This window comes from Microbispora sp. H13382, from assembly GCF_014161445.1.
In the GTDB taxonomy this organism is placed as follows: domain Bacteria; phylum Actinomycetota; class Actinomycetes; order Streptosporangiales; family Streptosporangiaceae; genus Microbispora.
Window position 1 is genome coordinate 526826 of the sequence record NZ_JABBXA010000003.1, and the last position, 23696, is coordinate 550521.

The following is a 23696-nucleotide window of genomic DNA, read 5'->3' on the forward strand; positions in this document are numbered from 1 at the left end:
TCGCCGTGGTCAGTGGGGTGTTTCGCCGGTCAGGAACTCGTTCAGGGCCGCGATGATGACCTCCCGGGACTCCGGACGCGCGAGGGCGGCCGGTTGGAGCGACGGGTATTTCGCGTAGTCGGCGGATTCGAGCTGGTCGCGCAGATGAGCCGATCCCGGAAGGGCGCCCAGCCTCTCGGCGAGCCGCGCCATCCGTTCTTCCGAAGCGCCGTGATGGCGGATTGACCCGAAATTGACAGCCAGGACCGACTTGGCCGGACTCGTGTAGATGCTCCATACGGAGGCCGTGTCCGAGCCGAGATTGAACCAGGCGGTCACCGACGGATACTCGCCTTCGCCGAAGTAGTACTCGTGGAAGGACGGGTGGCTCTCGGCGTGACGGTAGACGGCCAGCAGTGTGTCGCGCACGTCGGCGGGACAGTACCGCTCGACGGCCTGGAGGAATCCGGCCTCGTCCCACGTGTGCTTTCCCCGGGCGGCCCGTCCTTCCTCGGCCGTCACGGGAGCGGCTCGCAGCTCACCCGCGGCGGCGTCGGGGGGCACGGGGGGAAAGGGGTCGCCGAGAGCCTGCCGGATGGCCGCGGCCATCCTTGCGAGCCAGTCGATGGTCGCCTTCGCCTCGTCGGCGGTGATCGGGGTCTTCTGCCCGGGGCGTCGCGCATCGTGGTCGGCGGTGTGGGCGATGTTGTTCCTGCGCCAGGCGATCTCTCGCAGCCTCGTGCGTACGCCGTCCGCGGTGACCGGGTTCCTCGCGTCGCGGCCGGTCAGGACCTCGGCGACCTTCACCCAGAGGTTCACCGTGCTGACGTACGCGAATCCTTCCTTGATCTTCTCCGGGTTCTGGAAGGTCATGAAGGAGAAATGCCGCTCCAGGTGAGCGCGGAAGGTCTCCCCGAGGGATTCGTCGCCATAGTGAATCCTCTCGAACAGCTCGACGGGAATGCTCAGATTGTTGAACTTGGGAGGGCGGGGAACTTCCGGAGTCAGGGCCAGGGCGACGGCCCGGTCGACGATCTCACGCGTGACCCAGTGGTCGAGGGCCGCCACGGCCTGGGTCCAGGCCGCACGGTAGAGGTCGGTGACGTCGAAGGAGCCGACCGCGAGCAGCTCCAGACTGCGGCCGCCGTCGACGAGTTGCCGGGCGTACTCGAGGTTCTGCCGGAACTGTTCGAACGCGGCAGGAGTCGGGTCGGGCGGAGGCTGGGGACCGCCCACGGGCGGGAGGACGACGCCGTTCCGGGCGAGCATCGCGCGGAAGCGGTCGGCGGTGATGTGACGCTGCGGGTCGGCTCGGCCGGCGTGGTCGAAGGTCAGGCCTTCCTTCTCGAGCACCTCACGCGGATCATCGGTCCGTTCCGGGTCCAGCCACCGGAATTGAGCGGAGATCCGTCCTCCCGACTGCAGGACCCGATGAGCATGGCCGGTGTCGGCGCTCTCGGCCATGAAGCCTCCGACAGACTGTGCCGACATGCCCACCAGGGCCGCGAGGTCGCCATACGTGGTCCAGTAGCCCGGTTCGAGACGCTCCAGGGCCGTCAGGACGATGTTCCAGCGGGGGTCGCTGTAGACACGACCCTGCGGCGGCAGTCTCCTCGCCCGGTACTGACGCGCCAGTTCGCGATAGAGCTCGGTGCCCGCGAAGTCGTCGAGCGCGCGGACGCCGGCTTCGGTGATCGCCCAGCCGTTCCGTTTGGTCATCCAGCCAAGTGAGGCGGCCTCCCCCGTGCGGAAACCTAATTGCGCCCACCAGCGCGCCTGGCCTTGCGCGTTGGGCCCCCGGAGATCCGGGGGTATCGCCACTCTCCCTTCGACTTCCTCGCGAACCTCTTCGGGTCGCAGCGGCCGTCCGGCCTCACGCAGGAGCTCGAGCGTGGCACGGAGAATGGGAGAGATCTTGTCGGCATAGGCCATCGGGGGGATTCCTGCCTTTCAACTGTCGCCCCCGGCAGGATAAACAAGGGCTCGGTGAAAGTCCCTCGTCTCACGTAACCCTCACCTCTCCGGACGGCGGGTGAAACAAGGGCGTACGGGTAGGAAGGGGGACCGGGGCGGGGGAGGGTGGGGAAGCGGCCGATGACGACGGCGTTCATCCTGTGGGGAGGCGGCAGCCTGGGAGCCGCGCAGGTCGGCATGCTCCGCGCGCTCACCGCTCACGGGATCCGCGCCGACATGGTGGTCGGCGCCTCCATCGGGGCGCTCAACGGCGCCTACTACGCCTCACACCCGGATGAGGAGGGCGTGGAGGAGCTGGCCCGGCTGTGGCTGTCGGTGAGCAGCCACGACGTGTACCCGGTGAGCGGGCCCGACGTGCTGCGCGCTCTTGCGGGAAACCTGCCCTTCCATCCCGTACGGGGAGCCCTGCGGGCGCTCGGCGTGCTCAACTACACCTTCCCGCTCAACCCGGCCACGCTGGCCGCGGCGATGCTCGGCCGCCGCAACTACCTGTTCGACAACTCCTCCCTGCGGCGGTTCCTCGAACGCATCCTGCCGATCCGGCACCTGGAGGAGACGCGGACGCCGTTGTCGGTGCTCACCGCGGATGTGCGGACGGGACGGCCGGTGGTCCTGTCGCGGGGGCCCGCGCTGCCGGCCCTGCTGGCCAGCACCGCGATCCCGGCCCTGTATCCCACCGTGACGATCGGGGACCGGATGCTCATGGACGGCGGCGTCGCGGACCTGACCACGCTGGACTACGCGGTGGACGCGGGCGCCGACGAGGCGTACCTGCTGGCACCGGGGTTCTCCTGCCATCTGCCGGCGGCCCCGTCGACCGCGATCGCCATGGCCCTGCACGGCTACAACCTGCTCAGCGAGCAGCGCATCAGCGCCTCGATCAGGCAGAACACGCGCCGGACCCGCCTGCACGTGCTGCCGCCGCTGTGCCCGGTCGAGGTGCTGCCCGTCGACTTCCGCGGTACGGCCGACATGATCGAGCGGGCGACCCTGTCGACCGCCCACTGGCTGGAGCGGCGCGAACCGCACCCCGTACTCGCCCGCCCGCTGGGCCCCCCGCACGAGGAGGATCACCGGCACCGGCCCAGGCTAATTCAGTTGTGACGGACGCCCGCGCGGCGCTTTCATGAACAGGGCCACAGCCCCGGTTCTCCACCAACCGCTTCCACGAGACGTGGCACATCCTGTCGGACGTGCACGGCGCCTGCCTGCTGGGCAGGCTGCTGTGGGGCCTGTCCTTCCAGCGTCTGCCGGGCACCGTGGTCGTCATCGACCGGCCGCACCTCGACCCGAACCCGTTCGACGCGGAACCGGCCGATCCGATCGTGCTGGCCCCGCCTATCAGACGACGCTGAAGCGGCAGGGAGCACGCGAGCTGCTCCGCCGGCTCGCGGCCCGGGAGGTCCTGGCGAATTTCCCCGAGGGATCGGCGCCCGCCGGTGTCAACCCGCGAATCTGGCGTCACAACGGCACGGTCCGCGCCCGCGGCGGGGTCGTCGCGGCCACCGGGTGACTCGGCGTGGCCAAGGCTTCTCGTCGCCGCGTGCCAGCAGGGGAGCAGGTCGCAGGGGGTGCGGTGCGGGTTGCGCCGACCTGCGAACCACCTGTCGCCTGGGCAAGTACGATCGACCCGTGACCGAAATGACCGAAACGACGCCAGGCTGGCTCGCCCCCGACGATATCGAGTCGCTGCGGGGCCGGATGCCGATCCTGTACGTGGACGCCGTGCCGGTGCGCGTGGACGACACGGGCACCGTGACCCGCGTCGGCCTGCTGCTGCGGATCGGCGCCGACGGCACCGTGAGCCGGGCGCTGGTGTCCGGGCGGGTGTACTACCACGAGCGCATCCGCGACGCCCTCCTGCGCCACCTGGAGAAGGACCTCGGGCCGGTGGCGCTGCCGAGCGTGCCGGTCTCGCCGACGCCGTTCACCGTGGCGGAGTATTTCCCCACCCCTGGGGTCACGCCGTTCCACGACCCTCGGCAGCACGCGGTCTCGCTGGCGTACATCGTCCCCGTACGCGGTGACTGCCGGCCCAGGCAGGACGCGCTGGACCTGGAGTGGTTCACGCCGGAGGAGGCGGCCTCCCCGATCGTGCAGCAGGAGATGACCGGCGGCCAGGGCGTGCTGCTCAAGCAGGCGCTCGCCTACGTCGGCCGCCTGCCCTGATCGGGAACGCCAACGAGCGCCTCCCCGTTGCGCTGAGCCGTCGTCGCGCTGCCTGACGGGCGTTCCGCGACTCGCGTGCCGTGAGCATGGCGAGATCGGCGAGTGGCGCCGGGGTCCCCGGGCGGTCTCTAGGCCAGCTCGCGGTCCAGCACGGTGGGGGAAAGGACGTGCTGGACGACCATCGCAGCGGCGCCGACGACGCCCGCGTTCTCGCCGGCCTGTGAGGTGACGATGCGCAGGCGCTCGGTGGCCAGCGGCAGCGAGCGACGGTAGATCGACTCCCGCACGCCCGCCAGCAGCATCTCGCCGGCCTGCGCGAGCGCCCCGCCGACCACGATCAGTGATGGGTTGAACAGGCTGACGCCGGCGGCCAGCACCTCGCCGATGTCCCGGCCGGCCTGCCGCACCGCCTGGCCGGCGATCGCGTTGCCGGCCTGTAGGAGGGCCACGACGTCGGCGTTGGTCGTCGCATCGAGGCCGGCGGCGCGGAGCTTGGCCGCGATGGCGGGCCCGCTGGCCACGGCCTCCAGACAGCCGCTGTTGCCACAGCGGCAGCGCACGTCGCAGGCGTGCGGGGCCAGGATGTGCCCCAGGTCGCCGGCCGCGCCGACGTCGCCTCGATGCAACCGGCCGTTGCTGATCAGGCCTGAGCCGATGCCGGTCGCGACCTTGACGAAGATCAGGTTCTCCTCGTTCGGGAAGCAGCGGACGTGCTCCCCGAGCGCCATCAGATTGACCTCGTTGTCCACCAGGACCGGCACGGCGAAGTCGGCGGCGATCCGCGCGGGCACGTCGTACCCGTTCCAGCCCGGCATGATGGGCGGGTGGGCCGGCTTGCCGGTTGAGTGCTCGACCGGGCCGGGCAGCCCGACACCGACACCGGCCACGGGAGCGGTGAGGCCGGGGTCGGCGCACATCCGTCGCCAGGTGTCGATGAGCAGGCCCAGCACCGCGTCGGGCCCGTCGGCGATGTCCAGCGCGAGCCTCTCGACGGCCAGTGGCTCACTGGTCAGGTCGGCAACGGCGACGGTGGCGTGGGTGGCGCCGACGTCGGCCGCCAGCACCACGCGCGCGCGGGCGTTGAACACGAACTTGCTCGCAGGCCGGCCGCCGGTGGCGGCGTTGTCGCCCCCACTGGTGACCAGCCCGGCGTTCATGAGCGCGTCGAGACGCAGGCGTATGGTCGACCGGGCCAGTCCGGTCTCGGTCGCCAGCTCGGTACGGGTGCGCGCTTTCCCGTCCCGCAGCAGCCCAAGCAGCTCGCCAGGCGACGTCGGGGTGGCGCTTTGCCCGTGGTTCACCCCTCAATTAAAGCGAAGCTACCGCCTTCCGTCGGCACCGGCAACCAGTTGAGACCGGCATCGCCAAAAGTTTCTACGATCAAGGCAAAACTTTCGTTGACGATCGACATAAGTTCGCTTACCTTCAACGCATGTCAGTGACCGATCTTCTACGGGCGTCTGGCGGGCCCGAATCCGAGCAGCCGACGCTGCGCGTGGCGGTTGTGGGCGTGGGCTTCATGGGACAGGTGCACGCCGAGGCGGCCCGGCGCGCTGGGGCCAGAGTCGTGGCCGCGGTGGCGTCCCGCCCCGAGGGGGCCGTCACCGCGGCACGCGCGGTCGGTGCGGACGAGGGCTACCCGGACCTGGCGGCCCTGCTCGACGACGCTGAGATCGACGTGCTGCATGTCTGTACGCCTAACGCGTCGCATGCCCCCGTCACCGCCGCCGCGCTCGCCGCCGGTGTGCACGTCATCTGCGAAAAGCCGCTCGCCACCGGGAGTGCCGAGGCCGTCGCGCTCGTTGAGACGGCGGGCGATCGGGTGGCCGCGGTGCCGTTCGTCTACCGCTTCCACCCCATGGTGCGTGAGTTGCGGGCGCGGCTGGCCGCGGGCGAGGCCGGCGTCGTCGCCAGTGTGACCGGCGGCTACCTCCAGGACTGGCTATCCCGCCCGTCGGACGACGACTGGCGGGTCGACGGCGCGCTCGGCGGGCCGTCGCGAGCTTTCGCCGACATCGGTTCGCATTGGTGCGACCTTTTCGAGTTCGTCACGGGCGACCGGATCGCGCACCTGTCCGCCCGCACCGCGGTCGTGCACGAGCGCGCCCGCGGGAACGGGAAGCCCACCGAGGACCTGGCCTCCGTGCACTTCACGACCTCCGCCGGCATGGTCGGCACTCTGGTTGTGTCGCAGGTCGCCGCGGGTCGCAAGAACCGGTTGCACCTGGAGATTTCCGGCACCGAGGCGAGCTTCGGCTTCGACCAGGAGGACCCGGAGCGACTGTGGGTCGGCCGGCGCGAGGGCAGTCAGACGCTTCTGCGTGACCCCGGAACGCTTCACCCCTCCGCCGCGCGCTACGTCCGGCTGCCGGCCGGGCACGCACAAGGCTACCAGGACTGCTTCGACGCGTTCGTCGCCGACACCTACCGGGCGGTGCGCGGCGAGGACGCGCCGGACGGCCTGCCCACGTTCGCGGACGGCCTGCGCGCCGTCCGGATCACCGAGACGGTGCTGGCCTCGGCGGCCGCGGACGGCGCGTGGAGAAAGGTGCCGGCATGACCTCCGGCATCGCGACGAACGTGCGGCTGACCGGGATCACCAAGTCCTTCCTCGGCGTGCCGGTGCTGCGCGGTGTGGACCTGGAACTGCGCGGGGGCGAGGTGCACGCGGTCATGGGCGAGAACGGCGCGGGCAAGTCCACGTTGCTCAAGGTGCTGGCCGGGGTGCACCGGCCAGACGGCGGCACCATCGAGGTCGACGGCGCCGAGGTGTCCTTCGCCGGCCCGGCCGACGCGCAGCGGGCCGGCATCGCCATCATCCACCAGGAGTTCACCCTGCTGCCGCACCGCAGTGTCGCCGAGAACGTCTACCTCGGCCGCGAGCCCGTGCGGGGGATGCAGGTCGACCGGCGGCGCATGGTGGCCGACACCCGCGAGCTGCTGGACTGGCTCGGCGAGGACGGGATCGATCCCACCGACGCCGTGTCGTCGCTGTCGGTCGCCCAGCGGCAGGTCGTGGAGATCGTCAAGGCTCTGTCGACCGACGCTCGGGTCCTGGGCATGGACGAGCCGACCGCGGCGCTCGCCGATCACGAGGTCGAACTGCTCTACGACCTGGTGCGCCGGCTGCGCGAGCGGGGCATCGCGATCCTCTACGTCTCGCACCGCATGCGGGAGGTGTTCGACCTCTCCGACCGGATCACCGTGCTCAAGGACGGCCGGTTCGTCACCTGCGCCCCGACCGGCGAGCTGACCTCCGAGGACCTCGTCCGGCACATGGTGGGCCGTGACCTGGGCGAGTATTACCCGGACCGGGCCGCCCCCGACGACCTCGGGCCGGTCCGCCTCGCGGTGCGCGGCGCCGGCAACGACCGCGTTCGTGACCTGAACATCGAGGTGCGCGCCGGGGAGATCGTCGGGCTGGCCGGGCTGCAGGGATCCGGCCGCTCGGCGGTCGCACGCGCGGTGTTCGGCGTCGAGCCGTTCACCCGCGGCGTGGTGGAAGTCGACGGGGTGGCACAGCGGGTCACCCGGCCCCGGACCGCGGTGCGCCTCGGGATCGCGCTGGTCACCGAGGATCGCAAAGGGGACGGGCTGGCACTCCGTCAGTCCGTACGCGACAACACGCTGCTGGTACGCCGCGCCGCGCTGAGTGGCGCACGCTCCCGGGCGAAATCGGACGTCAAGGCGTTGCTCGACATGGTGACCGTGGTGGCCCGCGGCGAGCACCAGGAGGTGCGCTTCCTGTCCGGCGGCAACCAGCAGAAGGTCGTTCTCGCCAAGTGGCTGGCGGTCGAGCCGAAGGTGCTGGTCGTCGACGAGCCGACACGCGGCATCGACGTCGGCGCGAAGCGGGCTGTACACGAGCTGCTGCGCGATCTCGCGAAGCGCGGCGTGGCGGTGCTGATGATCTCCTCGGAGCTCCCCGAGCTGATCGGGATGAGCGACCGGATCCTCGTCATGCACGACGGTGCGCCGGCCGGTGAGCTGCCCGCGGGCGCGAGCGAGGGGGCCGTGATGGCGCTGGCCACCGGGCACGGGGTCGGTGATGCGGCGTGAGCGCTCTCGAGGAGAACACCGTACCGGTCACGCGGAAGGTCACGCGGCCGGCGTTCCACCGACGACTCACCCCGGTCGCCATCGTCTACATCGCACTCGCCGCACTTCTCGTCGTCGGCAGCGTGCTCGTCGGGCTCCGCGGCGAGGTCCTCCTCGACCAGGCCGGCATCCTCAACATCTTCACCCGGGCCACCGCGCTCGGCCTCGTCGCGATAGGTCAGACGATGGCGATCCTCACCGGATCCCTCGACCTGTCCGTCGCCTACCTGGTCGGCCTCACCTCGCTGATCGCCGCGGAGACGATGGGCGGGCGGGACGGCATGATCGTGCCCGGCGTGCTGCTCGCGCTCGTGGTGGCCGCCGGCGTCGGTCTGGTCAACGGGCTGGTCATCACCGTCCTCAAGGCCAACGCGTTCATCGCGACGCTCGGCGTGGCGCTGATCCTGCGCGGCTACCTCGAGGACACCTACACCGGCCCGGCCGGGGACGTACCGCGTGGCTTCCAGCACCTCGGCTACGACCGGATCGGCCCTGTGCCGGTCGCGGCGCTGCTCATGCTGGCCGTCGCCGCGCTGTCCTGGTGGTACCTGTCGCGGACCCGTCCCGGCTACCACATGTACGCCGTCGGCGGGGACATCGAAGTGGCCCGGCTGTCGGTGGTGCCGACCCGCCGGACCATCGTCACCGCGCACGTGCTGTGCTCGGTCGCCGCCGGCCTCACCGGGATCTACCTCGCCAGCCGGCTCGGATCGGGCGCCCCGTACGTCGGCACCGACGCCGGGTACGACCTGGAGTCGATCGCCGCCGTCGTGCTCGGCGGGACCCTGCTCGCCGGTGGCCGGGGCGGCGTCGTCGGCACCATCGGCGGCGTCTTCATCCTGGCCACCCTGGACACGATCTTCGACGACCTCGAGGTCGATCCGTTCTTCAAGGACGTCGTGCGCGGCGTCGTGCTCGTGACGGCGGTCGCGCTCTACGCCCGGCGCATGACGGCCAATCGGGCCCGCGGGAGGTTGACATGACCTGGCGTCCTCGCCTGGCCGAGGGCACCGCGCCGGTGCTCGTCGTGCTGCTCCTGCTGCTCGTCGGCCTGGCGATCGCCGGCCCGGCCTACGACGAGCCGTCCGGTTATCTGGCGCTGCTCAAACGTGCCGCGCCGCTCATGATCCTCGCGATAGGGCAGTACTTCGTCATCGTCTCCGGCGGATTCGACCTGTCGGTCGGCGCGCTGGTGACCGCAGGCGTGGTCATCGCGGCCCGGCTCATCAACGGGAGCGAGTCGGCGACGGCGTGGGTGATCCTGTTCGTTCTCGGGTTCGGCCTGCTGGTGGGCCTGGTCAACGGGCTGGTGACGACGAAGCTCCTGGTGCCGTCGTTCATCGTCACGCTCGGCATGCTGCTCGTGCTCGACGGCGCGATCTTCCTGTGGACCGGTGGCGCGCCACGCGGTGCGCTGTCCGCCGGGTTCCGGATGTTCGGGCGCGGCGCCGTGGATGTCCCGGTGCTCGGCGCGGTCCCGTGGTCGGTGCTCATCCTGCTGGCGATCCTGGCGGCCGCGGCGCTGTTCATGCGCGGCGGCACCGGCCGGGCGCTGGTCGCGGCCGGCGACAACGAGGCCGCCGTGCGCCTGTCCGGTGGCCGGGTCGACCGGCTCCGGCTGCTCGCGTTCGTCCTCTCCGGACTGCTCGCCGCGGTCGCCTCGATTCTGCTCGGCGGGTTCGCCAGCGTCTCGGCGCAGGTCGGCAACGGCCTGGAGTTCCGGGCGATCACCGCCGTCGTGCTGGGCGGCGTGCTCCTCGGCGGTGGGCGCGGGTCGGTCGTCGCGGCGGCCGCCGGCGCACTGTCCCTGGAGGCCCTGTTCACGCTGCTGAACCTGCTCGGCGTCAGCGGCGCCCTCGAGTCGGCCGTGCAGGGCGTGATCATCATTGCCGCCGTCGCCTACGCCGCCCTCGGCAGCGGCGTACGGCAGCGGCTGCGATTGTGGCCGAAACAGCGGAACCCCGAGCGACCCGCGCAACCCGCATCCTCCTGAAGTCCCCCCGGTAGTAAGGAGATCAACGATAATGATCAATAGATGGGCCGTAGTGGTCGTGGCGGGCGCGCTCGCGCTCGCCGGGTGCTCAAGCGACCTGCCCGACGACAAGGCCCCGAGCGCGGGATCACCCAGTTCGAGCGGTGGATCACCCAGTTCGGACGCGGGCAAGTCCAAGTTCTTCGACCAGGCCGAGTACGACCGCCAGCTGGCGTTCCGCAACGCCACGCCGGAAGGCCCGGACGGCAAGCCGTGGGAGCAGATGCTCCAGCCGGAGATGGTCGACACCGCGAAGTTCGCGAAGCCGGGCGGGAACTACACCCTCTGCTTCTCCAACGCCTCAGTGGACAACCCCTGGCGGCAGGTGGGTTACAAGACCATGCAGCAGGAGGTGAAGCTGCACCCGGAGATCGCCAAGTTCACCGTGCTGGACGCGGAGGCGAAGGACGACAAGCAGATCAGTGACATCCAGTCGCTGTCCGGCCAGAACTGTTCCGCGATCATCATCTCGCCGAACACCACCGCCACGCTGACGCCGGCCGTCGAGCAGGCGTGCAAGACCGGCGTGCCGGTGATCGTGTTCGACCGAGGCGTCAACACCGACTGCCAGGCCACCTTCATCCACCCCATCGGCGGCTTCGCCTTCGGGGCGGACGGCGCGGAGTTCCTGAAGGAGAAGGTCAAGCCGGGCGGCAAGGTCCTCGCCCTGCGCATCCTGCCGGGCGTGGACGTGCTCGAGCAGCGGTGGGCGGCCGCCAACGAGATCTTCGCCGGCAGCGGGCTCAACGTGGTCGGCGTGGAGTTCACCGACGGCGACGCGGCCAAGACCAAGGGCATCGTGACCGACTACATCCAGCGCGAGGGTCAGATCGACGGTGTGTGGATGGACGCCGGTGCCACGGCCGTCGCCGCGGCGGAGGCGTTCCAGGACGCCGGGGTCGATGTGCCCGCCATCGTCGGCGAGGACCAGCAGGACTTCCTGCGGCTGTGGGCCGACGAGGGCCTGACCGCGGTCGCGCCGACCTATCCCACCTACCAGTGGCGGACCCCGATCATCGCGGCGCTGAAGATCCTCAAGGGCGAGCAGGTGCCGAAGGAGTGGGTGCTGCCTCAGCCCCGGATCACCGGCGACAACGTCAAGGAGTACGTCAAGCAGGACATGCCGCCGTTGCACTACGCGATGTGCGGCTGCGAGGACATGCCGGGCTACCCGGGGCCGTGGAAGTGACCAGACATCGGCTCGGGGTCAACACCTGGGTGTGGACCTCGCCGCTGACCGACGCGACCTTGGCCGCCCTCGCGGCCAAGGTCGCGGGGTGGGGCTTCGACGTGCTCGAACTCCCCGTGGAGAACCCGGGTGACTGGGAGCCGCGGCGGGCCGCCCGGGTGCTCGCCGATCACGGTCTCGGCGCCACCGTATGCCTGGTGATGCCGCCCGGTCGTGAGCTGGTCGCGGCGGACCCGGCCACCATCCGGTCCACCCAGGACTATCTGTTCGGGGTGGTGGACGCCGCCGCGACGGTCGGCTCGCCGGTGATCGCCGGTCCGGCGTACTCCTCGGTCGGCCGGACCTGGCGGATGTCGCCGGCCGAGCGGGCCTCCGCGTACGCGCAACTGCGGGACAGCCTCGCCCCCGTGGTCGAGTACGCGGGCGCGGCCGGCGTGACGGTGGCCGTCGAACCGCTCAACCGGTACGAGACGAGCCTGCTCAACACCGTCGGCCAGACCCTCGAAGCGATCGGTGACCTGCCGCACTGCGGCGTCGCCCTGGACCTCTACCACCAGAACATCGAGGAGACGGACATCCCGGCGGCGATCCGCGCGGCCGCCGGCCGGGTGGCGCACGTCCAGGTGTGCGGCAACGACCGCGGCACGCCCGGCGCCGACCACCTGGGCTGGCCGGCCATCCTCGCCGCGATCGACGACGCGGGCTACGCCGGCCCGCTGTGTATCGAGTCGTTCACCGCGGAGAACGCGACGATCGCGACCGCCGCCTCCATCTGGCGTCCACTCGCCGTGAGCCAGGACGCGATCGCTCTGGGCGGACTTGAGTTCCTCAGGGGGGTGATGCCCTAGACCCGACATACCCGACGGACCCGACAGCCCTGACAGACCCGACGCCAACTCAACACCAGTCCGACGGCGCCGGCACGCCGCACGGTCACGACCACACCAGTAGTTCCTCGCGTCATGGAGGTACCGCATCTCATGAACGTGACCTGGCGTCCCCGGTGGGGACGGTGGCTCGCGATACCCGTGGTCAGCGCGCTGGCGCTGACCATGATCGGCTCCACGCCGGCGACCGCGCACGAGGGCACGGACGACAAAGCCCACGTGCTGATCTTCACGAAGACCACGCAGTTCCGGCACACCGAGGCGATCGAGCAGGGCGTTCCCGTGTTGGAGGCCGCCTTCGCCGAGGCCGGCATCACCTCGCAGCACACCGAGGACGCGTCCGTCTTCAACGACGCGGACCTCGCGCAGTTCGACGCGCTCGTGATGTTCCAGGCCTCGGGCGACCCGTGGACCGCCGACCAGAAGGCGGCCATGGAGCGCTACATGCGGGCCGGTCACGGCATCGTCGCCATCCACAACGCCACCGACATGCGTGGCAACTACACGTGGTGGGACAACATGATCGGCACGCTGATGCCCGGTCACGCCGCCACCGGCACCAGCCCCGGCCTGCCCGGCACCGTCCGGGTGGAGGACCAGGTCCACCCGTCCACCAAGCACCTGCCGCAGCGGTGGGCACGCGCCGACGAGTGGTACAACTACGCGCTCAACGTCCGCGGCAACGCGCACGTGCTCGCCACCATGGACGAGACGACCTACAACCCGGGCAGCAACGCCATGGGCTACGACCACCCGATCTCCTGGTGCAAGCCGTACGACGGCGGCCGCGCCTGGGTGACCGGCATGGGCCACTTCGGTGCCCACTACACGGGCGAGGCGGCGCTGGTGCGGCACATCGTGGGTGGCGTGAAGTGGGCCGCCGGGATGGAGCAGGGCGACTGCGGCGGCACCAAATGGGACAATTTCGAGCGGGTCGCGCTGGACCAGAACACCAGCGCCCCGTACGCCATGGACGTCGCGCCCGACGGCCGGGTCTTCTTCACCGAGCTGGTGCGCGGCCAGATCCGCGTCTACGACCCGCGGACCAGGACCACCTCCACGGCGGTCACGATCCCCGTGTACTCCGGCGGTGAGGACGGGCTGCTCGGCATCGCGCTCGACCGGGACTTCGCCAAGAACGGTTACCTCTATATCTACTACTCACCGGCGAGTGCGAACGACAGCGACCCGGCGAACTTCGTCAACCGCCTGTCCCGCCTCACCGTCGGGCCGGGCTCGCAGATCGACCGCGCCACGGAGAAGGTCCTGCTCGAGGTGCCGGCGCGCCGGCTCCCCGACGAGCCCGGTCACACCGGCGGCGGCCTCGTGTTCGGCCCGGACGGGAACCTCTATCTGGGCGTCGGCGACGATGTGAACCCGCACTCCGAGCCGTCCGGCGGTTACGCACCGCTGTCCGAGCGGGACGGGACCTTCCACGACGCGCGGGCGACCTCGGCCAACACCAACGACCTGCGGGGCAAGCTCCTGCGGATCCGCCCGGAGCCGGACGGCACCTACTCCATCCCCGCGGGCAACATGTTCGCGCCGGGCACGCCGAAGACCCGGCCGGAGATCTACGCGATGGGCTTCCGCAACCCGTTCCGGTTCTCGATCGACCCGAAGACCGGGGCCATCGGGCTGGCGGACTACTCGCCGGACAACAGCAACGACAACCCGGACAACCGGGGCCCCGCGGGTATCGCCGAGTGGAACCTCATCACCGAGCCCGGCTTCTACGGCTGGCCGCTGTGCATGGGCAACAACGAGCCGTTCCGGGACGTCGACTACCGGACGAACCCGGTGACCGTCGGCTCGTACTTCGACTGCGCCAAGCCGGTCAACGACTCGATTCGCAACACCGGCCTGACCGAGCTGCCGCCGGCGAAGCCGGCCACGATGTGGTACGGCTACAAGCGGTCCTCGGTGCCGTCGGTCATCCCGCAGGGTGGTGGCCTGGCTCCGATGGGCGGCCCGTTCTACGACTACGACCCGAACCTGCAGTCGGACACCAAGTTCCCGGCGTACTACGCCGGAAAGCCGTTCTTCTATGAGTGGTCCCGGAACAAGATGTACTCGGTCACCACGAACGGGCAGGGTGGGGTCGAGAAGGTCAATCCGTTCCTGCCGCAGCAGCAGTTCCTCGCACCGATCGACTCCAAGTTCGGTCCCGAGGGCTCGATGTACGTGCTGGACTGGGGTGGCGGGTTCGGCCGCGACAACCCGAACTCGGGGCTGTACCGAGTCGACTACATCTCCGGCTCGCGTTCGCCGACGGCGAAGATCAGCGCCTCGCCGGACTCCGGTCAGGCGCCGCTGCCGGTCCGTTTCGACGGCTCGGGCAGCAGCGACCCGGAGAAGGAGGAACTGCGGTACGAGTGGGACTTCACCGACGACGGCGTCGTCGACTCGACCGAGGTGAAGCCGACTTTCACCTACACCGCGAACGGCGTCTACAACGCCCGGCTCACGGTGACCGACCCCGCCGGCAAGACCGGGATGACGACGGTGCCGATCACGGTCGGCAACACCCGGCCGGAGGTGAAGTTCAACCTGCCGCCCAACGGTGCGTTCTTCGACTTCGGCGACGAGGTGAGCTGGGACCTGTCGGTCACCGACGCCGAGGACACCGAGATCGACGACGCCGACGTGGTGATCCAGCCGGCGATGGGCCACGACGAGCACGCGCACCCGGCCGAGCCGCTGCACGGTCGCACCGGCTCGGTGGTCGCCGCCCTCGGTGGCGGGCACGGCGAGGACATGAACGTCTTCTACGCGCTCGACGGCCGGTACTCCGACTCCGGCGGCGCGGGAGACACTCCGAGCCTGACCGGTTCGGACACCACGCTGATGTTCCCGAAGCAGCGGGAGGCGGAGTTCTTCGCCGACTCGTCGAAGGTGACGGTCGGCCCGTCGCGGGACATCGAGGGGCACGGAAACTCCATCACCGGCCAGAACGGCGCCTGGGCGTCGTACGACCCGGTCAACCTGCACAACGTCGACCGGCTGATCCTGCGCGTGTCGGCTGCCGGCGCGAGCAAGATCGAGCTCCGGCGGGGCGCGCCGGACGGTGAACTGCTCGGTACCGCCCAGGTGCCGGCGACCACGAGCGGCGGCTACGTCGACGTTCCGGTCGAGGTGTCCGACCCCGGCAAGACGTTCACCCTGTACGCGGTGTTCCCGGGTGCGGGTGAGCGGCGGCTGAACTTCATCGAGGCCGACGGCAAGGGCATCTCACCGACGAGCAAGCCGAAGGTCGCCGTGACCTCTCCGACGCCGGCCGACAAGCTGGAGCCGGGCGAGATCCAGGTGACCGCGGACGCGAGCGACGCGGAGAACAGGATCACCAAGGTCGAGTTCTTCGTCGACGGCACGTCGATCGGGGCCGACACCACGGCGCCGTACTCGGTGACCTGGAACGTCCCCGAGGAGAAGCGCTACCAGCTGACCGCGGTCGCGACGAACGACAAGGGTCACCGCACGAAGTCCCGCATCGTGCAGGTCGAGGTCGGCAACCTCTTCGGCGCCTGGCAGACCTACGCCAACACCACCGCCGGCTTCGACCGGCCGGACCAGGACACCTGGATCGTCAAGGCCGGTGGAGAGAACATGTGGCAGGGCACCGACCAGTACGGCTCGGTGTATCTGCCGGCGGCGGCCGGCGACACCTGGACCGCCACAGTGAAGATCGAGAGCCAGACGAACACGAACAACTCCGCCAAGGCCGGCCTGATCGTCCGCAACGACATGACGCGTCCCGGCGTATCGCCCGGGTACGCGGCGATGACGCTGCGGGCGGGCCTCGGGTTCGAGTGGCTGCGCGACACCGACGGCAACGGCCAACTCGACGCCAGCACCGGCGCCGGCACGACGAGCTATCCGTCCTGGGTGCGGATCGTGCGGGACGGCGGGAAGTACTACGGGTACTGGAGCAAGGACGGGAAGTCGTTCGCCCTGGTCGGCGACCCGGTGACGCTGCCCGGCGCGGCAGGCCCGCAGGACATCGGCCTCGCGGTCACCGCGCACAACGCGTCCGCCACCAGCGAGGTGAAGTTCAGCGGCTTCTCGCTGGTCGACCGGGCCATCCACCCGTCACCGCCGGAGACCGCGCCGATCTGCGCGATCCGCGGCTCGGACGCCTTCGACGGTGACACGCTGAACACCAACCGGTGGAGCACGGTGCGGAACGCGCCGAACCTCCCCGTACGGGTCGCCGACGGCGGGCTGGTGCTGCCGGTGACGAACGGTGACATCAACGAGGGTGCGACCGGGCCGATCAGCTACGTCGGCCAGCGCGCCAAGACCGGGGCGTGGACGATCACCACGAAGGTGACCATCCCGCACAACCGTGAGTGGCAGCACGCCGGTCTGCTCATGCACGGCACCGACAACGATTACGTCAAGCTGGCGTTCACCCGTAACTCGTCCGGCGGCCGGATCATGGAGTTCCAGACCGAGGCCGGCGGGACGCGGACCTGGCACGCCAACGTGGGTGTGCCGACGGACTTCCCGTCCACCGCGCACCTGAGGCTGGTCAGCGACGGTCAGAAGCTGACCGCGGCGTACTCCGCCGACGGCCAGAACTGGACGGCGCTCGCCGGCTCCGCGAACGTCATCCCGAACGCGACCGTCGGCCCCGTGGCCGCCGGGGACACCGGGGCGGCGCGGGTCAACGCCGTGTTCGACCACTTCACCATCACGCCGGACGGCACGGACGACGGTGTCCGCGCGCCCGGCGACGAGTTCGACGGCAGCGCTCTCGACGGCTGCCGGTGGAACTCGGTGGTGCGGTACGACTCGTCCAAGGTCGCGGTGAGCGGCGGTGCGCTGCGCATCGAGACCCAGCCGGGCGACATCAACGGCACCAACAACGCCTCGCCGCGGAACTTCATCCTGCAGAAGATCCCCGGGGACGTCGCCGCCGGCAACTGGACGATCGAGACCAGGCTGACGCCGACGATGCTGCACAAGTGGCAGCTGGCCGGCTTCCTGGTCTACAACGACGACGACAACTACGTGAAGTTCGACGTCGTCGCCAACAACAACGCCGGAACGCCGGCCGACCTGCGTGCCGAGCTGGTCTCGGAACGCAACGCGCAGTTCGGCAACGGCGGCAACCGGTCGATCGACATCGCCGACTCGTCCGAGAGCGGCTGGTACTACCTGCGCCTGAGCCGGAGTGGGAACACCTACTCGGCCCAGATCAGCGACGGCGGGGTCAACTGGACCTCGCTCGGCCAGCCGGTCACCAACGACGCCGCGATGACCTCGTTCGGCCTGATGGCGCTGGGTCCGGAGCAGGCGCAGCCGGTCACGGTCGCGTTCGACTACTTCCGGATCCTGGACACGACGGCACCGAGCCTGACCGTGTCGGTCGACCCGGCGCAGCCGAACGGCCAGCGTGGCTGGTACACCTCGCCGGCGACGGTCACCGCGTCGGCGAGCGACGACCGCGATGGCCCTGTCCGCATCGAGTTCGCCCAGGGCGACGGCGCCTGGACCCAGTACCGCGAGCCGGTCCGGGTGACCGAGGACGGCCTGCGGGAGCTGCGGTTCCGGGCGATCGACGAGGCCGGCAACGTCTCCGCGCCGAAAGCGGTGTCCCTGCGCGTCGACACCACGGCCCCGGTCGTGACCGTGGACGGCGTGACGAAGGGCGGCAAGTACGACGTCGGCACCTCACTGCCGATCGCCGCCGCGGCGCGGGACGCCACGTCTACCGTCGACTCGGTGGTCCTCCGCCTGGACGGGGTGGCGATCGAGAGCGGTGCGGGTGTCGAGCCCACGGCGGGCGGTCACAAGCTGGCCGTCGTGGCGACCGACCTGGCCGGCAACGTCACGGAGGTGACGGTCGCCTTCGAGATCGTCGCCACCTACGACAAGACCCAGGCGCTGGTGCGGCGGTACCAGGCGGAGGGTCTGCTCGGCGACGAGCTCGCCGACCGCCTGTTCGGCCAGCTCCAAGCGGCCAAGGCCACGGCGGCGGCGGACCGGCCGGACCAGGCCAAGGCCGCCCTGGACCGGTTCTCGGCGGCGGCTCGTACCGTCGCCGACGAGTCGGCCCGCGCGCAACTGCTCGCGGCCGGTGCCTACCTGCGGGCCCGCCTGTGAGTAGATGACGGGGAGCCGGTGCCGGCCGGCTCCCGACCGGTGCCGGAGCACGCCACGCGTGCTCCGGCACTTGGTCTTCTCGCGCGGCGCGGCGCGGCGCCGGCCGTTCGTGAGCCGGGTCAGCGCCGCGCGTGCGCGTCGCCGGCCGTCCTGGCGCCCAGAAGCTCGGTGAAGAGGTTCTCCCACAGGGGCATCACGTTCTCCGGCGCGTACTCCCTGGCGGTCGCCGCGGCGGCGGCGCCCATGCGCAGCCGCAGGTCGCGGTCGGCGATGAGCCGGTTGACGGCCGCGGCCAGGGCGTCCACGTCCCCGCAGGGCACCAGGACACCGTCGGTCCCGTCGGTGAGCACGTCGCCGGGGCCGGTCGGGCAGTCGAAGGCCACGATCGGCAGCGCGTGCGTCATCGCCTCGATCATGACCATCGGCAGGCCCTCGAACCGGCTGCTCAGCGCGTACATCGAGGCCCGGGCGAGCTCGTCGTCGAGGCGGTTGGTCCGGCCCATGAGCGTCACGTGCGCGGACAGGCCGTGCTCGCCGATCAGCGCGCGCAGGGCGGCCTTCTTCGGGCCGGTGCCGAAGATGCGCAGGCGCCACTCCGGATGTTCCTTCACCACCTGGGCGAACGCCGGGAGCAGCAGGTCGAAGCCCTTCTGCTTGACCAGGCGTCCCGCGGCGACCACCACGGGGTGCTCCTGCCGGGACGGCGTCTGGTTGACCGCGTGGACCGCGTTCGGGATCCGCACGATCCTCGTGCCGGGCAGCGCCTGCTCGTACTCGCGCTGGTCGCTGGCCGTCAGCACCGTGACCGCGTCGAACGCTCCGTAGTGCCTGACGATCTCCCCGCGCAGCGTCGCGGGATAGGTGCCGAGGTTCATGTGCTCCTGCGCCACCCGCACGACGTTCTTGGAGGCGCGGCGCGCGGAGATCAGGTTCAGCGCCGGGCGGGTGGTCACGAGCACGCCGTCGTCCAGGGAGGAGACGTAGTCGATGACCGCCTTCTCCACCCGCTCGGTGAAGTAGCCGGCGGCGAACTCGCCGTACGGCACGATCTTGCCGCGCAGCCGCCGCCACATGCGGCGGCCGAGGGAGTCGGCCCGAACGCCGGCCCGCTGGTCCACGAGCGTGTTGAGGGCGACGGCGGGATGCAGCCGGAACTGCGGCTCCTCACGGCGGCGCACCACACTGACGATCTCCACGTCGTGGCCGAGCGCGGCCATCGCGTTCGCCTGGTTGACCACGGTGCGGATCGTGCCGCCCATGCCGTACGCGTGCAGGAGCATGTATCGGATCCTCATCCGCGCCTGCCCTCCTCACGGGGCAGGTAGCCCCAGCTGCGGCAGACGGGTTTGAGTAGATCGGGTATCTCGTCCGGCCCCGGCAGGTCGCGTCCCGGCTGCACCGTGCCCGACCGGATCTTGTCGCTCCAGTCGCCGAGGCCCTTCTGCACGACCTTCTGCTCGCCGTACGCCAGCATGCCGGGCTCCCACTCGACGCCGAGGAACTCGCAGATGGCGCGGGTCGTCTTCTCCGGCTCGGCGGTCAGTTCCTCGTAGCGCACGGTCAGGCCGGTGAGGGCCTTCTGAGCTCGCCGCACGGCCTTCATGTAGCGCAGCGCGTCGGCGGCGGCCTCCTCCCGGGTGCGCTTGACGGGGTCCGCCTCGTACCAGGACGCGGCGATGGAGGCGGGGTGACGCAGCAGGAAGATGAACCGGGCGTCCGGCCAGCAGGCGGCGATCCTGGCGTACGCGAAGGCGTTGGCGGGGGTCTTGTCCACGATGGTCCGCTTGCCGCTGCGTACGAGTTCGCGGTGGAGCACCCGGTCCCACAGTATGTGCTCCAGGTCGGCATGGTTGTGGCCGAGCGCCTCCATGGCCTTGCGGGCCAGCGGCGTGCCGAATCCGACGGTCAGCCGCCGGACGTGCAGTTCATGCGGGGCGTGCAGATCGGGATGGGCGTTCAGGATCGACCGCAGCAGGGTGGAGCCCGACCGCACCGGGGACATGACGAACACCGGAGCGACCAGAAGGCGGTCGGTGCGCGGGTCGGCCGGTGGGCGCACCAGTTCCTCGGGCGCCGGAGCCGGTGCGTGAGCCTTCGGTGACGACGGCGCGGCGGGCCGGACACGGGTGAGCTGGACTCCTGTGAACCTGACGAGTGCGCCGTTGATCCTCCGCTGCCATGTCATGGCCCGCGAATCTACCGGTGCTTCCGGGGAATTCCCTGAGAATCAACCCCCTGTTCACCTGTGACCCCATGACTGTCACCAGGCGATCCGCCGCCTCGGCGCGGTCAGCCACCGGCGGGCGGCGTCCAGGTGGGCGTCACCCAGCCCGTCCCGGGGGTCGACGGAGACGACCAGGAACTCGCCGACCCCCGGATGGTCGTGCAGGTACTCCAGATCGGCAGGCCCGAGGTCGTCGTCGAACCACACGAACGGCCGGCCCCGGACGTACTCCGCGACGTGCCAGGTCTTGAGGTTCACCCCGTGCGGGCGGGGAGGGTCGCCGTCGATCGGGACGACGGGCAGCGGGGGCAGGCCGATCCTGGGGCCGATCTCCTCGTTGGCGCGCTCGCCCCAGGTCGTCGCCCAGGTCAGGGCCACGCCGGTCTCCCGGCGCAACGCGATCAGCTTGGCGCCGTGGCGGGGATCGAGCAGCAGACGGAACCCCTCGCCCTCCACCACGCATTCGAACCGGCGGAAACGCGGCGAGGAGCGCCGTACGGGGTTGAGCACCCCGTCGACGTCCAGCAGCAGCAGCGCGCCGTCCATCACACGGCCATCATCTCGCCGCCGGCGTCGCCCCTCCACCCGGCGTCCAGGTGCGGAAACGCGAACCGGATCCGGCCGGACATGTCGTCCGAACCGGATCCGGTGTGGTCGCCAGGGATCGGGCCTCAGGAATCAGGCCTCAGGAATCAGGCCCTGGTGCAGGTGAGGGACGGGGTGGCCGCGCTGCCGTTGGCGGTGAAGCCGAAGGTGGTGGTCGCGCCGGCCGCGATGGAGCCGTTGTAGGGGGCGTTGCGGACGACCATGTTGGAGCCGGACCCGCTCTGCGTGCCGTTCCACAGGCTGCTGATGGTCTGTCCGCCGGGCCAGGTCCAGCTCACGGTCCAGCCGTTGACCGACGAGTTGCCGGCCTTGACGGTGACCTCGGACTGGAAGCCGCCGGGCCAGGAGTTGACCGTACTGATCGTCGCGCTGCATCCGCCGGGCTCCGGCGAGGTTCCGGGCGACGGGCTGACCGGCGGGGTGGGGCTCGGGCTCACCGGCGGGGTCGGGCTCGGGCTCACCGGCGGGGTGGGGCTGGGCGAGGTGTTCGGGCCGGCGGCGTTGAGGGCGTTGAGGACCGCGTCGTAGGCGGGCTTCTTGTTGCCGCCGCTGAACAGCAGCGGGGTGTCGCCGGAGCGCCAGGAGTCCTGGTCACGGACGCCCCACACGGTGATGCCGTTGCAGCGGGGGACGGCCAGGCAGTCGTTGACGACGTTGGCGTAGGTGGTGGGGGAGGCGCCCTGGATGTCCAGCTCGGTGATCTGCACGTCGACCCCGAGGGCGGCGAAGCTGGAGATGGTGGTGCGGTAGTTGCTGTTGTAGGGGCTGCCGCTGTTGAAGTGCGACTGCAGGCCGACGCAGTCGATCGGCACGCCGCGGGCCTTGAAGTCCTTGACCATGTTGTAGACGCCCTGCGTCTTGGCCCAGGTCCAGTTGTCGATGTTGTAGTCGTTGTAGCAGAGCTTGGCCGCGGGGTCGGCGGCGCGCGCGGTGCGGAAGGCGACCTCGATCCAGTCGTTGCCGGTGCGCTGGAGGTTGGAGTCGCGGCGGCCGCCGTTGCCGTCGTCGAAGGCCTCGTTGACCACGTCCCAGGCGTAGATCTTGCCCTTGTAGTGGGCCATCACGCCGTTGATGTGGTTGATCATGGCCTGGCGCAGCGCGCTGCCGCTGAGCGACTGCATCCAGCCCGGCTGCTGCTGGTGCCAGGCCAGGGTGTGGCCGCGGACCCGCTTGCCGTTCTGCACCGCCCAGTTGTAGACCCGGTCGCCGTTGGTGAAGTTGAACTGGTTCTGGTTCGGCTCGGTCGCGTCGATCTTCATCTCGTTCTCGGCCGTGACCATGTTGAACTCACGGGCGGCGATCGTGGTGTACTGCGAGTCGCCGAGCTTGCCCGCACTGATCGCCGTACCGAAGTAACGCCCGCTCTGCGCCGCGGCCGCGCCCAACGTGCTCTCCGCCGCGTCGGCGGGAACCGACACCGTCAATGCGGTGATCGCGCCGAGCACGCCGAGGGCGCCGGCGAGCAGCACCCGCCCGCGGCGTGGGCGCCGAAGCCGATCTAGGGGGGTGGCGTTTGAATCCATGCCTGAGCCTCCACAACTGAATCACCGAAAGCGGGGACATCCGCGGGATCGACACCGCGTTCCCACACGGGAACGCACACCACGAGGGCGTCGCGGACGGCGACCCCCTGCCCGCTTCACCACCGACCTGGCAGGGAGAGACCGCCTCTCGGGGACTCAGTCTGGAAACCTCTCCGAAATGTGTCAAGACTACGCTGAAACTTTCGGGCGCCTCGTCCTGCCGCACCTGATCTGTGCGGCCTCCGATGAGCGGTCGGGCCACGGGAAACGCGGCAGTGGTCTCCTGGTGCGAGGCGAGCCGACGATGAAAGTTTCAGTGCGACGTCTGCGCCGCTCGCGGCCCGGCCGTCGCGGATAGCTCCTGATGAGCGGACGTCCGGTTCGGGCGCAGGGGTGGAACGGCGTGTGCCGGGGCCCTTGACGGAGCTTCCCGTCTCGTATTTGCTCCGGCGCACCACCACCCACCGGCCGCCGTGAGAAGAGGAGCAGTGACCCGCCGCGATCTGTTAGCGCTAACAACCATGCCGACGAGCGCTACGGAGCCGGCCCTCGCCGGGTGACGGTCCCCGTCGAGGGAACCGCGCCGCCACGCCAGAGCCATCACCCCCCATCCACTCGCCTTCCTCGGAAAGGTTGGGCAAACTCTAGATGTTAACGTTAACACTTCGGCGCCGCTCCACGGAGAGGCCGTCCACCGGCGGTTGGAGACGGTGGAGGCGCCTGCTGACCACCGCGATCCTGTCCGTGACCGTCGCGGCGACCGCGCCGGGCGTCGCGAACGCGGAGTCCAACGGCGGGGTGCGGGTCATGCCGCTGGGCGACTCGATCACCGAGGGCACCCAGGTGCCCGGCGGCTACCGGATCGGGTTGTGGCAGCGCCTGGCCTCCGGCCGCTACACGATCGACT

At 70.3% G+C, this 23696-nt stretch carries 16 protein-coding genes; 10 read left to right on the top strand and 6 right to left on the bottom strand.

The annotated features are described in order from the left end of the window. Window positions 1-9 precede the first annotated feature (9 nt). A complete protein-coding gene (locus HHX41_RS09800; RefSeq protein ID WP_182905642.1) occupies window positions 10-1911 on the bottom strand; it encodes an MGMT family protein in 1902 nt (633 codons plus the stop codon). Window positions 1912-2073: 162 nt separating this feature from the next. Here HHX41_RS09800 and HHX41_RS09805 point away from each other — a divergent pair, with 162 nt between their 5' ends. From HHX41_RS09805 to HHX41_RS09815, 3 genes are all read left to right on the top strand, one after another. Beyond that, a complete protein-coding gene (locus HHX41_RS09805; RefSeq protein ID WP_169982451.1) occupies window positions 2074-3057 on the top strand; it encodes a patatin-like phospholipase family protein in 984 nt (327 codons plus the stop codon). A gap of 89 nt (window positions 3058-3146) precedes the next feature. Beyond that, window positions 3147-3308 (top strand): hypothetical protein, encoded by a 162-nt coding sequence (locus HHX41_RS09810; protein ID WP_220503881.1) that lies wholly within the window; start codon window positions 3147-3149, stop codon window positions 3306-3308. A 286-nt stretch (window positions 3309-3594) separates the two neighbouring features. Continuing rightward, entirely contained in the window at window positions 3595-4122 is a 528-nt protein-coding gene (locus HHX41_RS09815; RefSeq protein WP_182905702.1) for an NUDIX hydrolase family protein, read from the top strand. Between the two features lie 128 nt (window positions 4123-4250). Here HHX41_RS09815 and HHX41_RS09820 read toward each other — a convergent pair whose 3' ends face one another. Next, window positions 4251-5423, bottom strand: coding sequence for an ROK family transcriptional regulator (locus HHX41_RS09820; protein WP_182905643.1), 1173 nt, complete (start codon window positions 5421-5423; stop codon window positions 4251-4253). A gap of 131 nt (window positions 5424-5554) precedes the next feature. Between HHX41_RS09820 and HHX41_RS09825 the strand changes: the two genes are divergently transcribed. The 7 genes from HHX41_RS09825 to HHX41_RS09855 all read left to right on the top strand — a co-directional run bounded on the left by HHX41_RS09825 (window position 5555) and on the right by HHX41_RS09855 (window position 18436). Further along, complete coding sequence (locus tag HHX41_RS09825) at window positions 5555-6682, top strand: Gfo/Idh/MocA family protein (protein WP_182905644.1); 1128 nt, start codon at window positions 5555-5557, stop codon at window positions 6680-6682. Next, window positions 6679-8181 (top strand): sugar ABC transporter ATP-binding protein, encoded by a 1503-nt coding sequence (locus HHX41_RS09830; protein ID WP_182905645.1) that lies wholly within the window; start codon window positions 6679-6681, stop codon window positions 8179-8181. Before HHX41_RS09825 ends, HHX41_RS09830 begins: the two co-directional genes overlap by 4 nt. Further along, complete coding sequence (locus HHX41_RS09835; RefSeq protein ID WP_182905646.1) at window positions 8178-9203, top strand: ABC transporter permease; 1026 nt, start codon at window positions 8178-8180, stop codon at window positions 9201-9203. Before HHX41_RS09830 ends, HHX41_RS09835 begins: the two co-directional genes overlap by 4 nt. Further along, window positions 9200-10213 carry an ABC transporter permease gene (locus HHX41_RS09840; protein ID WP_182905647.1) on the top strand — a complete coding sequence of 338 codons (1014 nt, stop codon included), beginning with the start codon at window positions 9200-9202 and terminating at the stop codon, window positions 10211-10213. The genes HHX41_RS09835 and HHX41_RS09840 overlap by 4 nt, the downstream gene beginning before the upstream one ends. Window positions 10214-10244: 31 nt before the next feature. Beyond that, window positions 10245-11441, top strand: coding sequence for a substrate-binding domain-containing protein (locus HHX41_RS09845; protein ID WP_169982457.1), 1197 nt, complete (start codon window positions 10245-10247; stop codon window positions 11439-11441). Beyond that, window positions 11438-12289, top strand: coding sequence for a sugar phosphate isomerase/epimerase (locus HHX41_RS09850; protein ID WP_182905648.1), 852 nt, complete (start codon window positions 11438-11440; stop codon window positions 12287-12289). Before HHX41_RS09845 ends, HHX41_RS09850 begins: the two co-directional genes overlap by 4 nt. 132 nt (window positions 12290-12421) lie before the next feature. After that, window positions 12422-18436, top strand: coding sequence for a ThuA domain-containing protein (locus HHX41_RS09855; protein WP_182905649.1), 6015 nt, complete (start codon window positions 12422-12424; stop codon window positions 18434-18436). 119 nt (window positions 18437-18555) lie between these two features. On the opposite strand, the gene HHX41_RS09860 is transcribed toward HHX41_RS09855, so the two are convergent. The 4 genes from HHX41_RS09860 to HHX41_RS09875 all read right to left on the bottom strand — a co-directional run bounded on the left by HHX41_RS09860 (window position 18556) and on the right by HHX41_RS09875 (window position 22789). Further along, the gene (locus HHX41_RS09860) at window positions 18556-19731 is read right to left on the bottom strand and encodes a glycosyltransferase family 4 protein (RefSeq protein ID WP_182905650.1); all 1176 of its coding nucleotides are present in this window, start codon (window positions 19729-19731) and stop codon (window positions 18556-18558) included. Next, the gene (locus tag HHX41_RS09865) at window positions 19728-20621 is read right to left on the bottom strand and encodes a sulfotransferase (protein ID WP_182905651.1); all 894 of its coding nucleotides are present in this window, start codon (window positions 20619-20621) and stop codon (window positions 19728-19730) included. Before HHX41_RS09865 ends, HHX41_RS09860 begins: the two co-directional genes overlap by 4 nt. Window positions 20622-20696: 75 nt before the next feature. Then, on the bottom strand, window positions 20697-21206 hold the full coding sequence (locus HHX41_RS09870; RefSeq protein WP_211591999.1) for an HAD domain-containing protein: 510 nt from the start codon (window positions 21204-21206) through the stop codon (window positions 20697-20699). 146 nt (window positions 21207-21352) lie between these two features. Further along, complete coding sequence (locus tag HHX41_RS09875; RefSeq protein ID WP_182905652.1) at window positions 21353-22789, bottom strand: endo-1,4-beta-xylanase; 1437 nt, start codon at window positions 22787-22789, stop codon at window positions 21353-21355. Window positions 22790-23696: the final 907 nt, after the last annotated feature.

Excerpts from the sequence above, each read along its gene's own strand:
- HHX41_RS09800 (WP_182905642.1), bottom strand. The coding sequence starts at position 1,911 with ATGGCCTATGCCGACAAGATCTCTCCCATTCTCCGTGCCACGCTCGAG.
- HHX41_RS09805 (WP_169982451.1), top strand. The coding sequence starts at position 2,074 with ATGACGACGGCGTTCATCCTGTGGGGAGGCGGCAGCCTGGGAGCCGCG.
- HHX41_RS09815 (WP_182905702.1), top strand. The coding sequence starts at position 3,595 with ATGACCGAAACGACGCCAGGCTGGCTCGCCCCCGACGATATCGAGTCG.
- HHX41_RS09825 (WP_182905644.1), top strand. The coding sequence starts at position 5,555 with ATGTCAGTGACCGATCTTCTACGGGCGTCTGGCGGGCCCGAATCCGAG.
- HHX41_RS09830 (WP_182905645.1), top strand. The coding sequence starts at position 6,679 with ATGACCTCCGGCATCGCGACGAACGTGCGGCTGACCGGGATCACCAAG.
- HHX41_RS09840 (WP_182905647.1), top strand. The coding sequence starts at position 9,200 with ATGACCTGGCGTCCTCGCCTGGCCGAGGGCACCGCGCCGGTGCTCGTC.
- HHX41_RS09845 (WP_169982457.1), top strand. The coding sequence starts at position 10,245 with ATGATCAATAGATGGGCCGTAGTGGTCGTGGCGGGCGCGCTCGCGCTC.
- HHX41_RS09855 (WP_182905649.1), top strand. The coding sequence starts at position 12,422 with ATGAACGTGACCTGGCGTCCCCGGTGGGGACGGTGGCTCGCGATACCC.
- HHX41_RS09860 (WP_182905650.1), bottom strand. The coding sequence starts at position 19,731 with ATGAGGATCCGATACATGCTCCTGCACGCGTACGGCATGGGCGGCACG.
- HHX41_RS09865 (WP_182905651.1), bottom strand. The coding sequence starts at position 20,621 with ATGACATGGCAGCGGAGGATCAACGGCGCACTCGTCAGGTTCACAGGA.
- HHX41_RS09870 (WP_211591999.1), bottom strand. The coding sequence starts at position 21,206 with ATGGACGGCGCGCTGCTGCTGCTGGACGTCGACGGGGTGCTCAACCCC.
- HHX41_RS09875 (WP_182905652.1), bottom strand. The coding sequence starts at position 22,789 with ATGGATTCAAACGCCACCCCCCTAGATCGGCTTCGGCGCCCACGCCGC.